This is a genomic window from Natronococcus roseus, assembly GCF_043677095.1.
GTDB lineage: Archaea > Halobacteriota > Halobacteria > Halobacteriales > Natrialbaceae > Natronococcus > Natronococcus roseus.
In genome coordinates, this window is sequence record NZ_JBHLJR010000006.1 from 157,654 (window position 1) to 172,486 (window position 14,833).

General features: G+C 64.6%; 16 protein-coding genes. 7 read left to right on the forward strand and 9 right to left on the reverse strand.

What is annotated here, in order from left to right; genetic code table 11:
* A complete protein-coding gene (locus ACFEMD_RS17005; protein ID WP_394742434.1) occupies nucleotides 1-2,073 on the reverse strand; it encodes a PrkA family serine protein kinase in 2,073 nt (690 codons plus the stop codon).
* 554 nt (nucleotides 2,074-2,627) lie between these two features.
* On the opposite strand from ACFEMD_RS17005, the gene ACFEMD_RS17010 reads away from it, so the two are divergent.
* The gene (locus ACFEMD_RS17010) at nucleotides 2,628-3,038 is read left to right on the forward strand and encodes a DUF5820 family protein (protein WP_394742435.1); all 411 of its coding nucleotides are present in this window, start codon (nucleotides 2,628-2,630) and stop codon (nucleotides 3,036-3,038) included.
* Nucleotides 3,039-3,250: 212 nt separating this feature from the next.
* On the opposite strand, the gene ACFEMD_RS17015 is transcribed toward ACFEMD_RS17010, so the two are convergent.
* Nucleotides 3,251-3,574: a hypothetical protein gene (locus ACFEMD_RS17015; RefSeq protein ID WP_394742436.1), complete on the reverse strand. Its 324-nt coding sequence runs from the start codon at nucleotides 3,572-3,574 to the stop codon at nucleotides 3,251-3,253.
* A gap of 108 nt (nucleotides 3,575-3,682) precedes the next feature.
* Here ACFEMD_RS17015 and ACFEMD_RS17020 point away from each other — a divergent pair, with 108 nt between their 5' ends.
* The gene (locus tag ACFEMD_RS17020) at nucleotides 3,683-4,000 is read left to right on the forward strand and encodes a DUF5783 family protein (protein WP_394742437.1); all 318 of its coding nucleotides are present in this window, start codon (nucleotides 3,683-3,685) and stop codon (nucleotides 3,998-4,000) included.
* Between the two features lie 77 nt (nucleotides 4,001-4,077).
* Nucleotides 4,078-4,929 (forward strand): translation initiation factor eIF-2B, encoded by an 852-nt coding sequence (locus ACFEMD_RS17025; RefSeq protein WP_394742438.1) that lies wholly within the window; start codon nucleotides 4,078-4,080, stop codon nucleotides 4,927-4,929.
* A 36-nt stretch (nucleotides 4,930-4,965) separates the two neighbouring features.
* On the opposite strand, the gene ACFEMD_RS17030 is transcribed toward ACFEMD_RS17025, so the two are convergent.
* Nucleotides 4,966-5,661 carry a ThuA domain-containing protein gene (locus tag ACFEMD_RS17030; protein ID WP_394742439.1) on the reverse strand — a complete coding sequence of 232 codons (696 nt, stop codon included), beginning with the start codon at nucleotides 5,659-5,661 and terminating at the stop codon, nucleotides 4,966-4,968.
* A gap of 331 nt (nucleotides 5,662-5,992) precedes the next feature.
* On the opposite strand from ACFEMD_RS17030, the gene ACFEMD_RS17035 reads away from it, so the two are divergent.
* A complete protein-coding gene (locus tag ACFEMD_RS17035) occupies nucleotides 5,993-7,126 on the forward strand; it encodes a Gfo/Idh/MocA family protein (RefSeq protein ID WP_394742440.1) in 1,134 nt (377 codons plus the stop codon).
* Between the two features lie 355 nt (nucleotides 7,127-7,481).
* Here the strand turns inward: ACFEMD_RS17035 and psmB are convergent, their stop codons facing one another.
* Nucleotides 7,482-8,213 (reverse strand): archaeal proteasome endopeptidase complex subunit beta, encoded by a 732-nt coding sequence (gene psmB, locus ACFEMD_RS17040; RefSeq protein WP_394742442.1) that lies wholly within the window; start codon nucleotides 8,211-8,213, stop codon nucleotides 7,482-7,484.
* A 136-nt stretch (nucleotides 8,214-8,349) separates the two neighbouring features.
* Nucleotides 8,350-8,523, reverse strand: coding sequence for a hypothetical protein (locus tag ACFEMD_RS17045; protein ID WP_394742443.1), 174 nt, complete (start codon nucleotides 8,521-8,523; stop codon nucleotides 8,350-8,352).
* Nucleotides 8,524-8,795: 272 nt separating this feature from the next.
* Here ACFEMD_RS17045 and ACFEMD_RS17050 point away from each other — a divergent pair, with 272 nt between their 5' ends.
* From ACFEMD_RS17050 to ACFEMD_RS17060, 3 genes are all read left to right on the forward strand, one after another.
* Complete coding sequence (locus tag ACFEMD_RS17050) at nucleotides 8,796-9,149, forward strand: DUF555 domain-containing protein (RefSeq protein ID WP_005555691.1); 354 nt, start codon at nucleotides 8,796-8,798, stop codon at nucleotides 9,147-9,149.
* A 50-nt stretch (nucleotides 9,150-9,199) separates the two neighbouring features.
* Nucleotides 9,200-9,739, forward strand: a complete 540-nt coding sequence (locus tag ACFEMD_RS17055) for a CBS domain-containing protein (protein ID WP_005555689.1) — start codon at nucleotides 9,200-9,202, stop codon at nucleotides 9,737-9,739.
* 326 nt (nucleotides 9,740-10,065) lie between these two features.
* Nucleotides 10,066-11,181 carry a hypothetical protein gene (locus ACFEMD_RS17060; protein WP_394742444.1) on the forward strand — a complete coding sequence of 372 codons (1,116 nt, stop codon included), beginning with the start codon at nucleotides 10,066-10,068 and terminating at the stop codon, nucleotides 11,179-11,181.
* A gap of 180 nt (nucleotides 11,182-11,361) precedes the next feature.
* Here the strand turns inward: ACFEMD_RS17060 and ACFEMD_RS17065 are convergent, their stop codons facing one another.
* Genes ACFEMD_RS17065 through urtB form a run of 4 tightly spaced genes read right to left on the reverse strand, consistent with a single transcriptional unit; the run spans nucleotide 11,362 to nucleotide 14,832 of the window.
* A complete protein-coding gene (locus ACFEMD_RS17065) occupies nucleotides 11,362-12,060 on the reverse strand; it encodes an ABC transporter ATP-binding protein (protein ID WP_394742445.1) in 699 nt (232 codons plus the stop codon).
* Entirely contained in the window at nucleotides 12,060-12,839 is a 780-nt protein-coding gene (locus tag ACFEMD_RS17070) for an ABC transporter ATP-binding protein (RefSeq protein ID WP_394742446.1), read from the reverse strand. Before ACFEMD_RS17070 ends, ACFEMD_RS17065 begins: the two co-directional genes overlap by 1 nt.
* Nucleotides 12,839-13,954, reverse strand: coding sequence for an ABC transporter permease subunit (locus ACFEMD_RS17075; RefSeq protein WP_394742447.1), 1,116 nt, complete (start codon nucleotides 13,952-13,954; stop codon nucleotides 12,839-12,841). Before ACFEMD_RS17075 ends, ACFEMD_RS17070 begins: the two co-directional genes overlap by 1 nt.
* A complete protein-coding gene (gene urtB, locus ACFEMD_RS17080; protein WP_394742449.1) occupies nucleotides 13,951-14,832 on the reverse strand; it encodes an urea ABC transporter, permease protein UrtB in 882 nt (293 codons plus the stop codon). The genes ACFEMD_RS17075 and urtB overlap by 4 nt, the downstream gene beginning before the upstream one ends.
* Between the last annotated feature and the right edge of the window lies 1 nt (nucleotide 14,833).

Here is a 14,833-nt window from a genome sequence, read left to right on the forward strand (position 1 = left end):
TTAGTCTTCCATCTCGGCTTTGGCGACCTCCGCGCCGGCGAACTCGAGCACTTCCTTGGCTCCCTCCTCGGAGTAGCCCTGTTCGATCAGCGCGTCGATCCACGACGAACGCTCGTCGTCGTCGAACTCGTTGGCGCTCACGAGCGCGGAGAAGTTGATGTTGTGCTTCTTGTCCTCCCAGAGCTTGCGCTCCAGGGCGCGGCGCAGCCGCTCGTTGTCCTGGGGGTTGAACGCCTCGCCCTCGCGGGCCCGGCGGGAGACCCAGTTCGAGACCTCCTGGCGGAACGACTCCTTGCGGTCCTCGGGGATGTCGAGTTTCTCTTCGACCGACCGCAGGAACGTCTCGTCGGGCTCCTGCTCGCGGCCCGTGAGCTCGTCCTCGATCGTGTCGTCGTCGATGTAGGCCATCACGTGGTCCATGTACTTCTCGCCCTGGCGCTGGATCTCGTCGATGTCGTAGGCCAGCGCGTGGCGGACGTCCTCGATGGCCCGCTCGCGGTACTCCTCGCGGACCGTCTCGAGGTAGCGGTAGTACTTCTCGAAGTTGTCCTCCGGGATGGAGCCGTGGTGCTCGAGGTTCTCCTCGAAGAAGTTGAACACTGTCAGCGGCGAGAGGAAGCCCCGGGAGCGGTGTTTCGAGTCCATGATCGCCTCGGCGATCTCGTCGCCGATGAACCGCGGCGAGACGCCGACCATCCCCTCGCCGATCTCGGCCTTCTCGGCGGCCTCTTCACGAAGCTTCTTCGTGTCGATATCGTCGCCCTCGTCGATCTCGCCGTTGTACGCCTTCGCCTTCGAGAGCAGGTCGACGGTCTCGGTGTCGGGCTCCTCGATGCGAGTCAACACGCCAAAGAGCCCCGCCATTTCCAGGGTGTGGGGCTCGACGTTGATGTCGGGGACGTCGGCGTTGTTCAGCATCTTGTCGTAGATGAGCGCCTCGTCCTCGTAGGACAGCACGTACGGGAAGTCGATCCGCTTGGTGCGGTCGTTGAACGCCTCCATCTTCTCGTCGCCCTTCTTGTCCTTGTACTCGGGCATGTTCGTCCGCCCGACGATCACCTGGTCGATGTCGATCCGCGGGTTGCTCTTGGGCTTGATCGTCTGTTCCTGGGTCGCGTGCAGGAAGTCGTAGAGGAACTCCCGCTGGAGCTTGAGCAGCTCCTCGCCGGAGAACACGCCCCGATTTGCGTTACAGAACGCCCCGGAGTAGTCGAACGCGCGCGGATCGCTCTCGCCGTAGATGGCGATCTTCGAGTAGTTGACGTCGCCGGTCAGTTCGGTCTCATCCTGGTTCTTCTTGTCCTTGGGTTCGAACGTCTCGAGGGCCTGGCGCTTGTTCTCGTCGGCGACCAGCCGGATGATCTCGACGTGGTTCTCCAAGACCTGCTGGAGGTCGTCCTCGTAGTAGGCGAGCAGCTTGTCCATGTAGAACTCGCTCTCGGGGTCCAGCGCCTGCTCGTTCTGGATCGTGTAGGGCGCATCGATGACCTCGTTCAGGTCGTCGATCACCCGCTGGCGCTGCTCCAGCGGCAGGAGGACGAGCGGATCCTGGTTCATCGGCGAACGGACGACGTCGTCGGCCGGATCCTGATCCTGGATGACGTCACAGAGGTTGATCCACCGGAAGGTGTACATCCGCCCCTCCTCGCGGAGGGTGTAGTCCTCGAAGTACTTCCGGACCTGCTTGTCGAAGTGGGACTTCCCCGACCCCACCGGACCGAGCAGGAGCTTGATCCGCCGCTCGGGGCCGAGCCTGCGAGCGCCCGATTTCACCTTGTTGACGAACTCGTGGATCGACTGGTGGATCACCCTCCCGTAGAAGGTATTCTCGCCGTCGCCCAGCGGGTCCTCGGAGGCGAGTTCGTACTCCACGACCCCCTCGGTCTCGTCGTAGCTGGTGCCGTAGTAGTCGAACATGTCCGCCACCCGCTGGTGGGCGTTGCGGGTGATCTTCGGGTCCTCGTAACACTCCTCTAGGTACCAGTCGAAGGACTTGGTCTCCCGCAGGTCCGCGGGCATCGATTCCTTGTAATCCGTACTGAGCTTCTCGAGCGTCTCGATGTCACCGTTCATGGTATCATTGCCAGTTTCGGTCTCCCCCGTTGTATCGGAACGTCGCTCGACCAGCCTGACCCGTCGCACGGCCGGACCGTCGCGATCCGTCGTCTCGGACGACTCGACACGAACACCACGTTCGGTGTACACCGCGAACTGCTCGCGGGGCGCGCGAACCGGTGCGGGCGGCATCGTGTCGTGCCATGTGTGATCGAGTACCACTTTCGTCGCCGGGCGCCGGGGTACCGGGCTCGGTCGACAGGTGCGCCGGGGACGGGCGCGAAGTGGATCGGTCCGGCGAACGGATACCGATAGTATTTAATGAGTGAGTAATCCATCTACTTAAAGTTAGCCCCAAAAGGTATTTACCAGTACATACTTTCATACTACATTCGGAGAAATATACTTGGGTGGGTAGTGCTTCCATACCATAGCAAGCGTTCAGCGATATAATTCATCTGCTTGCAGCGCACGGGACGATCGGTGCGCGGCGGTCGAGTCGTTAAATACGTCGCCGAAACGGACGGTCGGCGGGCGACGCCCATTTAGGACGGTCGCGCCTACGACCGACCATGAGCGACCTCGAGTCCCTTCCCGAAGCCTGGTCGGTCTGGTCGGTCGAGGACGACGGGCGAGTCGTGCTCGCGTACCGCCCGGACGTCTTCGACGGCGAGGAGTTCCCCGCGGCCTGTCTGCCGACGCTGTACCTGACTCACGGGAAGCGAACGCGCAGACCCGGAACCAACCCCACCGACCGAACGCTCGAGCAGGACTGGTTCGTCACCTTCTACCTCGAGCCGGACGTCTCGCTGAACGAGACGAACCGGTTCGAGACGCGCGCCGAGGGACTCGAGCGGACCGTGGAACTCGCCTGCCAGTTCGACGACGGCGAGATCGACTACCGAGCGCTGTACCAGGTCCCTCGAGAGGCGTACTTCGACCGACTCGACGACCTTACCGGATCGAACGCAACCGAGTCGTGACTCCGAGTTCGTCGCGTTATACAGAGCGTGCGTATGGAACGGAGAGGAATACGCCGAGCGAAGCGAGGCGTTTCACCGACGGCGAGCCCCGTGGGCGAGCCGTCGGCCTTTTTTCATCGAAGTTTTTTGCCGGGGGTTGAGGCTGACGCCTCGGCGTCAGCCGATGCCCTCGGTAAAAAAGTTCGCTGTACGTAACAGTTCTGTCGGACAGTCTACGCGTTGAAATCGAACCGCGGGCCGCCGTACGTCGGCGGATCGGGCTCGAGTTCGACCCCGTGTTCGTACCGAACGAAGTTGAGGTAAAACGGCCGGCCACAGCCCTCGACCGGTTCGCCCTCGAGATCCGTCGTCGGGCCGTCCTCGCCGCAGACGAAGGCGATCCCGTCGGCGGCCTCTCGGTCGGGATCGTCGGGGTCGGCGTACTCCCAGCCCGGCTGTGCGAGTTTCGTAACCGAGCGGTCGGCGAGATCCGGCGGCCGCTCGAGGCTGTGGACCGCGTCGCAGTGGGGACAGGTGTAGCGGACGGTGACGCTCATCGACGGCTCTAGGGAGTTCGAAGACGTAAGCCTACGGGACGGGCTCACGGGATCGACGTCGAAGCGGTCTTCCGAACCGTTTACCGACTCGCTGCCCGACGAGGGGATATGACCGAGTTCGACCCCGAGAAGTTCGACGAGAAGTACGTCCACTACTTCGAGGAGCTCGAGACGGCGTACTCGAACGGGTACAACCAGCTCCACGGCCGATACGACTCCGAAATCCTCCGTGCGATCGATCGAAAGGTCCTGAGCGAGAGCGAGCCCGTCTACCTCGGCGAGGGGAAGTTTCGGATCGACCTCCCCGAGGAGCGCGTCGAGACGGTTCGGGCGGCGGTCGGCGACCCCGAGCAGTTCGACGCCGTCCTCGAGGAGTTCCGCGAGCGGATCGCGGACGAACTGGTTCGGATCTTCGAGTTCGACTGACGAGCGGCCACTCCGTCCCGCCGTCGGCCCGCGAGACACCCGGAACACCTTTTGCGGTTACGGGAATCCGTAGAGGTATGATCGACGAGACGGTCGAGGAGATCAAGGACCTGCAGACGCACAGCTCCTCGGTGGTTGCCGTAAACGCGACGCGAGCGCTCGAGGAGCTCCTCGAGCGGGAGTTCGCCACGCTCGAGGAGTACGAGCGCGCCCTCGAGCAGAACGGGTCGGTGCTTCGTCGGGCGAACCCCTCTCACGCCTCGCTACAGAACGCCGTTCGCGAGGTCGTCGGCGACGTCACCGAAGCGGACGTCGACACCGTCGACGAAGCGAAGCGACTTACCCAGGAGCGGATCGACGACGTCGTCACCAAGGTCGAGGCCGGCAAGGATCTGGCCGCCGAGAACGCCGTTTCCCACCTCGCCGACGGCGCCACACTGTTGACCCACGACTACTCCTCGACGGTGCTCGAGGCCTTAGAGCGGGCCGTCGAGGCCGGCAAGGAGTTCGACGTCTACATCACCGAGGCCCGCCCGCGCTACATCGGCCGGAAGACCGCCCGGACGCTCGCTGATCTCGAGGGTGTCGACGCAACGCTGATCACCGACAGCGCCCACGGGCTCTACCTCGAGGACTGCGACCGGGTGCTCGTCGGGATGGACTGTATCGTCGACGAGACGCTGTACAACCGGGTCGGAACCTTCCCCATCGCCGCGACGGCGGCCCAGCTCGATGTTCCGGTCACCGTCGTCGGCTCGGCCTCGAAGATCGTCGAGGAGGGGTTCGTCTTCGAGAACGAGTACCGACCGGGAAGCGAGGTCATGTCCGAGCCGGCCGAGGGGTTCGCGATCGAGAACCCCTCCTACGACGCGACGCCGATCGGGTTGCTCGAGAGCGTGATCACCGACGAGGGTCGACAGGAGCTGTAGTCCGCTTCGAGCCGATTCGATCCAGCATCGGCGCCCTCACTCGCGCTCGCCGAACGTCCGCGGCGAGCCCGCCGTCGGGCTCGCCCAGTCGACCGCGTTTCGGAGGACCCGCTGGATCTCCTCGTTCTCGTAGATCGGGTACGTCTCGTGGCCCGGTCGGAAGTAGAAGATCCGGCCGTTCCCGCGCCGGTAGCAGCAGCCGCTGCGGAACACCTCGCCGCCCTCGAACCAGCTCGTGAAGACGAGGCGGTCGGGTTCGGGGACGTCGAAGGGTTCGCCGTACATCTCCGTCGTCGGGAGCTCGATCGACTCCCCGAGCCCGTCGGCGATCGGGTGGCCGGGGTCGACGACCCACAGCCGCTCGCGACCGCCGTCCTCGCGCCACTGGAGATTACAGGTCGTCCCCATGAGCCGCTTGAAGACCTTCGAGAAGTGCCCGGAGTGGAGAACGATCAACCCCATCCCCTCGAGTACGCGCTCCTGGACGCGGTCGACGATCTCGTCGTCGACCTCGTCGTGGGCGATGTGGCCCCACCAGAACAGGACGTCGGTTGACTCGAGGACGTCCTCGGTGAGCCCGTGTTCGGGCTCGTCGAGGGTGGCCGTCCGCACCTCGTGGTCGTCCTCGAGGACGCCCGCGAGGACCTCGTGGATCCCGTCGGGGTAGACCGCGGCGGCGTCCTCGTCCTCCCGCTCGTGTCGGAACTCGTTCCAGATCGTGACTGCGACCATCGGCGGAACCTCCCGTCCCGACGTCCTTAGCTGGACCGATCAGCCCCGATTCGTTGCCATGACAACGGGTGACAACAGGCGGTTTCTTCTCGAAGCCGCGACACCGACGGCGGTAATCTCGGTGTTCTTTTCGTATTCGTCGGTGGTCACACGGCCGAATACTGTAGCGAAACGTATATGACTCCGTGTTGTACACATTTTCGGGACACAATACTTATCTCGATCGCTGCCCGCGTTCCGATATGAACCGGGATCGCACGCAAACGACAGCGAAATTTGGGGTTTTCGAGGAAGAAACGGAATCGACGGGTGAGAAACGGGGGGTTTCCAAGTGATCGACGCCGAGATCGGCGTCGGGATCGTCGGCCTCGGCGGGATGGGGCAGCTCCACGCTCGCAACGTCGAGGAATTCGGCGCCGACGTCGTCGCCGGTGCCGACCTCGTCGAGAACCAGCGCGAGGCGTTCGCCGCCGAGTTCGGGGCGACGACGTACGAAACCCACGAGGGGTTGGTCGTCGACGAGGACGTCGACGCGGTTATCGTGACGACCCCCAACCGGTTTCACGAGCCGATCACGGTCGACGCGCTCGAGGCCGACAACCACGTTCTCGTCGAGAAACCCCTCGCTCACACCCTCGAGAGCGCCGAGCGAATCGCCGATGCCGCACTCGAGGCGGACGGGATCTGCATGGTCGGCTTCCACAACCGCCACGCCGCCTCGATGGCGATGTTCGACGAGCAACGCGACCGCTTCGGCGAGCTCACCCACGTCGAGGCGAACTACGTTCGACGGCGCGGCGTTCCGGGCCCCGGCTCGTGGTTCACCGACCCCGACCTGGCCGGGGGCGGCTCCCTGCTCGACATCGGCGTCCACGCGATCGACCTCGCGCTATACGCGATGGACTTTCCCGAGGTCGTCGAGGTCAGCGGCGTCGCCCGCTCGACGTTCGGGATGGACGACGACTACGCCGACCCCGACGGGTTCGGCGACGCCTGGGACGGAACCGCCGAGACCTACGAGGTCGACGACTCGGTCAGCGCCTTCGTTCGCTGCAAGGACGGCCGAACGATCTCGCTCGAGGCCGCCTGGGCGACGAACCGCGAGCCGAGCATGGACTTCCGGGTTCGGGGCACCGACGCGGGTGCCCAGTTCGATATCGGTTCGACCGACATGGAGATCCTCGAGGCCGGTACGGCCGGCTGCGACCACTACGCCGACGTCGATCTCACCGGCGACGCCTCGCTGACGGGCCACCAGGAACAGGACGCCCGGTTCCTCGAGACGATCGCTGCGGGCGTCGAACCCGAGACGAATACGATCGAGGAGGCACTGATCGTCCAGCGCGTGATCGACGCGATCTACCGCTCGAGCGAGACCGGGCGGGCACAGCGCATCGAAACCGTCGGCCTCGCGGAGCGTGAGGCGGCCGGCGCCGAGGTCGAGGCGACTCAACAGACGGATTAAACCGGTAGACTGCGCAACGTCGTTTTCGCCCGATCAGTAGCGTCCTGAAACTCGGTGCGTCGAATCGCTTCGGCCGTCGTTTTCGGCGGTTCCTCGCGGAGCACTGTCTCCCACAGAGACGCGTCCACGGACAGTACCTCGCCAACGCGAGACCCGGCACGTCTGCTATCCTTCCGAGGAGTCGATCGTCTCGCCGGGAACGTCGTCGGCCTGGTGACCGCCCGTGTTGACGGTCGGATTCGAGGACGGTCGCAGCCTCCGGAACTGCATCGGCCGTCCCGACCGAGGGTTCGACGGACGCGATAGACGCGACGCTTGCGGCCGAAAAGAGCGAAAGAACGGAACGGCGGCCGCGTTATATGACTTCGTCGAAGTCGTGGTGGCCCTCGATCTCGACGCCCTCGTCGGTGATCTCACAGAGGAAGACGCCGTTCCCGGATCCGGTGTCGCGCTCTGCAGCGGACTTGATGCCGCGGGCGGCGACCGTCTTGGCCTCCTCGTTGGACATGTCGTCGTCGTAGGCCTGCTCTAGGTGACCGTAGGCCAGCTGCATCCCGGAGCCGGTGACCGTGTAGTCGTCCTCCATGACGCCGCCTGCGGGGTCGATGCTGTAGACGTGGCTGCCCTCCTCGTCGACGCCGCCCAGGATCGGGTGGATGGCGAAGAACGGACCGCCGCGGGCGAAGTTCCCCGCGAGCGTCGCGAGCGCGTCGATGCTCATGACCTCGCCGCGACGGGCCTCGTTGAGGTTGACCTCGGCGCGGAGGCTCTTGATGAACGACTGGGCGCCCCCGACGCTGCCGACCATCGTCAGCGCGGCGGTCGGGTGGATCTGTTCGACCTTCTGGACGTTCTTGTTCGAGACGAACCGGCCGCCGAGGCTGGCGCGCATGTCCGTCGCGATGACGACGCCGTCGGCGGTCGTGATGCCGATCGTCGTCGTTCCGGTCTTGTTGACGTTGTCGAGATCGGACGCCGAGATGTCGTTCTGTGGCAGCGAGCCGAGTTCGGGCTCGTATGGGTTCATCTCGGCCGACAGCTGACTGCTCGTTCGGGAAAAGTCCGAGTCGTGAGTAGGCGTACGCATTGACCGAAGGTTACGGCCGGGACCATATAAAACATCGGCGGTAACAACCCTCGTTTCCGCTACCGACGGTCCGTACGGCGCCGTCGCTCGAGAGCGGGTCGGGTCGTCGCGGATGGGCGGAAAACGAGCTCTCAGTTCACTCCTGGCGGACGTCGTCGTACGCCTCGCCGACGTTCTCGATCAGCCGGTGCAGCGGGAGGGTGTAGCCGACCTGTCGGGTCGCCATTGCGAGCGGCATCGCGAGGATGCCGACGACAATGCAGAGCTGGTACAGTGCGAACAGCGTCGCGTGGTACGCGCGGGATTTCATCGACGTTCACGCGTTGGGAGATCGAGGGAGTATATAAGTGTTCTTGCTCGGAAGAGAGTGTAACGATCGGTAGTGTAGAACGAGGTCGACGCTGTCTTGCGATTAAAGCTAGCTTGTGCCTGGAGCAACTTCGGCTGTCTCCCGACCGAGATTCGACTATCCAGGTTCGAATCGACCCGGTCGTTTCTCGTAACTTATGCGCATTATCGGCTTCGCGTGCGCGCCGCGGTCGGAATCGCAAAGCAGGAAACCCCCCGGGCCGACCATCCGGTATGGGAAACTACCTCGTCGGGATGGAAGCAGCGTGGTTGGTTCGTGACGTCGACGAGATCGACGACGCGATCGGCGTCGCGGTCAGCGAAGCCGGAAAGCGGCTCAACAGCGAGGGCCTCGAGTACGTCGAGGTCGAGGTCGGCGCGACGGGCTGTCCGGCCTGTGGCGAACCGTTCGACTCGGCGTTCGTTGCAGCCGACACCGCGCTCGTCGGACTGGCCCTCGAGATGGAAGTGTACAACGCCGATAGCGAGGAACACGCCTCCCGGATCGCAAAGAGCGAGGTCGGCGGCGCCCTGCGTGACGTTCCGCTGTCGGTCGTCGAGATCGTCGAGACGGCCGAGGACGAGTAGCGAGCCGGCCCACCCAAACACCTTTCTATAACCCGTAGTTATTGGGTCGTATGGAGCTGCCGACGCCAGCGGACCTGCGCCAGCGCCGCACCGAACTCGGGTTGACCCAGAGCGAACTCGCCGAGACCGCCGAGGTCTCCCAGCCGCTGATCGCTCGGATCGAGGGCGGCGACGTCGATCCCCGCCTCTCGACGCTTCGGCGAATCGTCAACGCCCTCGAGACGGCCGAGAGCGACGTCGTCCGCGCCGAGGATCTGATGAACGAGGCGGTCGTCAGCGTCGCCCCCGACGAGGCGGTCGCCGAAGCCGCCCGCAAGATGGAGGAGGAGGCCTACTCCCAGCTCGCGGTGATCCAGGACGGCATTCCGGTCGGGTCGATCAGCCAGAGCGATCTCGTCCACCTCGACTCCGAAGCCCGCGACGAGCCGATCGAACAGCACATGAGCGAGAGCTTCCCGACCGTCTCGAAGGACGCGACGTTAGACGAGATCAGCAACCTGCTCGAGCACTACAAGGCGGTGATGATCACCGAGGCCGGCGAGACGGTCGGGATCATCACCGAGGCCGACGTCGCCGCGCGGTTCTCCTGACGAAACGGATTTCGGCTCGAGGGCGGAGCCTCGCTACGACGCCTCGAGGTCGACGGAACGACGAACCTGGATCACCGAAGGAACGCGTCTCACGGCTCCGAAGACCGGACGGTGGCGATACCAGGGGGTCTCGTCGAAGCGGCGGGCGAGCCCCGATACCTTCCGGACGCGCCCGAGTCCGTCTAGCTGTGAGGATATAACACTCTTATTTGTATATTTATTTCCCAATCGGGATAAACACCGTTCAGTGTGCTTATTTTACACAATTAATACAATAGTTGGAGACAGCCTTGGGAACGGACATGGAGCTAAACCGACGAAAATTCGTGGCGGGTACGGGGGCAGTCCTGGGGGCCGCAGGACTGAGCTCGACAGTAGGTGCAGATGACTCGATTCCGGTCGAGATCGCCAACGTGTATCCGATCGAGGACGTCGTCATCCTCGAGAACGTCGGCGAGGAAGCGGTCGACCTCGGTGCGTACGAGATGCACTGGGGGATGAACCTCGACCAGGATCAGATCGATAGGTTCGATTCGGGGACCACGATCGCGCCGGAACAACAGCTGTCGGTCTGGACGGGGTTCCAGTCGACGCAGATCGACGACGTCGAGGCCGACGTTCAGATCGCGGATCACGACAACGGTCGTATCAATGCAGAAGAACCGAACACGCTGGGGCTAGTCGCACCGAGCGGGGACGTCGTCGATCGGACCGACGATACGGTCGCCGACGATCCCGCCTACGATTCCGGCGAATACGACGAGGCGGACCCGGCGGAGGACGAGGACGACGAACCGGTGTCTCAGGACGTCGAGTTCGAGTACGAGTACGTAGCCGAACTCCACGACAGAGATGACGTGGACCTCGAATCCAAGCTCGAGCTGTCGTCGGCTGAGTACTACAGAGCAACGCGCGAAGACGACCGGGACCACTGCTTCGTCGAGGTCGAGGCCGAAAACCTGACCGACGACGAGGAGATCAACGTATACTACGCAGCTACCGTAGAAGGCGTTGGTTCGGTCGATTCTACGGGCCTGCTCGCGCCGGGAGAAACGGTCACCGTGAGGTTGCCGATGCACGAGTGCCCCGAGGAGGATCCGGCGCAAGGTGTAGTTTCCGCGATGGTAACCATTGTTCGAGACTACGACGGGGAAGACGAGGATCCTGAAGACGGCGAAGACGAAGACGAGCCTGACGACGATCCCGCAGAAGAAGAGCCGGAAGACGAAGAGCCAGAGGAAGAAGAACGGGACGACGATCCCGAAAAAGCGGAGCCGGATGACGAGGACGAGAAGGATCGCGACGACGAGAAGGACGTCAAGCAGGACGACGACTGTCCGGATGACGAGGACGGGACCGAGGCGAAGACCGAAGAGACGAGGTCCGACGACGAGGACTGTCCCGAGGAAGAACCGGAGCCCACGGACGAGGAAGACTGCTAACGCTCACTCCAACTTTTCGGGCGCGTACAGCCCACCCCGTCCTCCTCTGTGAGTAGCCCGTCCTCGAGCATCCGAGCCGATCTCCCTCGAGTTCGGACGGAACTCGGACGGTGTCGCTCGCGTCTTTACAAACGGTGTTCATATCGACCTCGCGATCGCATCCTCGACGGGGAAAACGACTCAGACCGCGAGGTACTCCGTCACCGCTTCCCTCGACTCGAGCCGGTCGCCCTCGAGCTCGTCGACGATCGTCCCCTTGTCGATGGCGTAGCAGCGTTCGGCGAGGTTCTGAACGACGTGGAGGTTCTGTTCGACGAAGAGGATCGTCGTCCCGAGCTCCTCGTTGACCCGTTTCAGGTCCCGCGTGACGTCCTGGACGATCGAGGGCTGGACCCCCTCGGAGGGTTCGTCGAGCAGGAGGAGATCGGGGTTCCCGACGAGCGCGCGCCCGATCGCGAGCATCTGTCGCTGACCGCCGCTCATCGTCCCGGCCGCCTGGTCGCGGCGCTCCTCGAGGATCGGGAAGTAGTCGTAGACGGCCTCGTACTGCAGTCGGTCGTCGCCTTCGTTGATCGTCTCGCCGATCCGCAGGTTCTCAGCGACGGTCAGCTCCGGGAAGACGTCCCGTCCCTGCGGGATGTAGCCCATCCCGCGACGAGCCCGGACGTCGGCCGGCTCGTCGGTGACGTCGGCCCCGTCGAAGCGGATGCGTCCCTCGTCGACATCGAGCAGGCCCATGACGGCCTTGACGAGCGTCGTCTTGCCGACGCCGTTTTTCCCCATGATCCCGACGATCTCTCCTTCGTCGACACCGACGTCGACGCCGCGGAGAATCGGTGTCTTGCCGTACGACGCGTGCAGGTCGGTAAGTTCGAGCATCAGTGATCCTCCCCCAGGTAGATCCGCTTCACTTCGGGATCGGCCTTGATCTCCTCGATGGGGCCCTCCCGGAAGATCGAGCCCCCATCGAGGACCGTGACGCGATCCGCGATCGTTTCGACGAAGTCGATGTCGTGTTCGATGACGATCAGGGCGACGCCGTCGTCGTCGGCGATCTCTCGGAGGAGCTCGGCGATATCCGCGGTCTCCTCGACGGAGAGCCCGGCAACGGGCTCGTCGAGCAGCATGAGTTTCGGCTCCATCGCCATCGCCATCCCGATCTCGAGGCGTTGTTGCTGGCCGTGAGAGAGCTCTCCGGCGACGGTCTCCCACTGGTCGAACAGGTCGAAGCGCTCGAGGATCTCGCGCGTGCGGGCGTCGAACGCGTCGGGTTCGACGACCTGCTGGAGCGGGATCCGCAGGTTCTGGGCCACGGTCAGCCCCTCGTAGACGCTCGGAACCTGGAACTTCATGCTGATTCCGCGTCCGACCCGCTCGTGGGATGGGAGCCCCGTGATGTCGGCGCCGTCGTAGTAGATCTCACCGGCCGTGGGATCGAGCTGGCCCGTGAGCAGGTTGAGGAACGTGCTCTTGCCGGCACCGTTGGGACCGATGAGACAGCGCAACTCACCCGCCTCGAGGGCGAAGTCGACATCGTCGGTCGCGGTGAGTCCGCCGAACTCCTTGCGCAGCCCGCGCGTCCGGAGGATCCGCGAGGAGTCCGCGCCGGTTTCGTCGACCGCCGGCGTGGTTTTGACGCTGGGATCGCTCGTCGCCATCAGTCGCTCACCTCCTCGGTGGCAGCGGGCGGCTCCCGCGGAACGGGTGACGGATCGGCGTCCTCGCGGTACTCGAGGACGTACTCGTGGAGCCGCGGGGCGACCCCCTCCGGCATGAGGAGGACGACGAACACCAGTAGCGAGCCGATCAGCACCAGCGCCCACTCGCTGCCCGAGAGCGCGAGTCGGTAGTCGACGAACTGGATCGCGAGCGCGGCGCCAACGGTGCCGAGCAGCGAGGTTCGGCCGCCGACGCTGGCCCAGACGACCGGCAGTGCGGCCGCGGTGATACCGAAAACGCTCGGGTCGACGTAGTTGTTCTGCGTGGTAAACAGCACGCCGCCGAGCCCGGCGATCGCTCCGCCGATCGTGAAGACGACGAGCTTGATGAACGTCGTGTCGTACCCGAACATCGCCGTCCGATCCTCGTCCTCGCGGGTCGCGACCATCGCGTAGCCGAACTGGCTGTTGACGAGCGCGCGCAGCCCGAGGTAGGTCGCCACGAGCGCTCCCAGCGTCACGTAGTAGTGGCCGAGCAGTCCGATCTCGACCCCGGTCGAGCCGACGCCGACGGCGAGATCCGGAACGCCGCTCATCCCGTTGAACCCGCCCAGCCGGGCGTCGCCGATCGCCCACTCGCCGCCCGCGGTCTGACCCATGAACGTGTACAACACCAGCGCGACGACGAGCGTGAGGATCGTCACGTAGACGTCCCGCACCCCGCCGTAGAACATGAAGTAACCGAGGGCCGCCGCGAAAACCGTCGAGACGGCGATCGACGCGATGAGGGCGACCGTCAGCCCGGTCAGCGTCGCGGCGTTGATCGCGACGATCCCGAACGCGTAGCCAGCGACGCCGAAGAAGGCGACTTGTCCGAAACTGAGGATGCCGCAGTAGCCCCAGATGAACGCGAGGCTCATCCCGAGCAGGGCGTAGGCGAGAAACACCGCGCCGACCTCCGCGGCGTAGAGCCCGAAGAGAACGGGCATCGCTGCGAGGACCGCGACGGCGACTGCGAGGCCGAGCCAGAACGCCGGAGAGTTGCCCATCGTGTTCGGCCCCTCGAACGGTCGGCGGAGCGCGGCGAAGGGACCGTCGCCCGACCCGACGCTCACTGGCTCTCACCTCGGTTCTCCCGCCAGTCGGCGAGCAGTCCCGTGATTCCGTCGGGCATCAGGCGGATGGCGACGATTGCGGCGATCAGCATCGCGACCTGTCCCATGAAGGTGCCGGCGACGTTCGTCACCGCGGCGTTGACCGTCCCGAGGAGGCCGCTGGCGAGGACGGTTCCCACGAGAACGGAGGCGCCGCCGACGACGACCGCGACGAACGCCTCGATCAGGAAGCCGGTGCCGTACTCGGGCGTGATCGTCATCACGGGCGCGTACAGCGCCCCCGCGAGGCCCGCCAGTCCGGAGCCGACGGCGAACGTCGACATGTACATCCGGTCGGTGTCGACGCCCATGCTGCGCGCGGTCGCCTCGTCCTGCATCGTCGCGCGGGCGCGGATCCCGAAGTCGGTCCACATGAACAGCGCGTACAGCCCGCCGAGCACCCCGACCGCGACGACCGCGAGGACGAGGTAGTAGACGGGACCGTCGACGATCGGCAGCTGACCGAACGGAATCCCGATCCCCGGTGCGGTGTTGCCGAAGACGATCCGCGTGAGCTGGATCATCACGAGGCTGATCCCCCAGGTGACGACCATCGAGTCGAGCAGCCGCCCGTAGAGGTGGCGGATGATCAGGCGCTCGAGGACGAGCCCGTAGATCGCCGTCAGGGCGACGCCGGTGAGCATCGCAAGCGGCAGCGGAACGCCGGCGGCGAACGCGAACGTCGTCGCGTACGCGCCGACGAGGATGAACTCGCCGTGGGCGAGGTTGATGATCCCCATCATGCCGAAGATCACCGCCAGTCCAACCGTCGCCAGCACGATGAACGCGAAGATCTCGACGAACTCGAAGCCGAAGTTCAGCAGTCCTGCGCCCGCCATC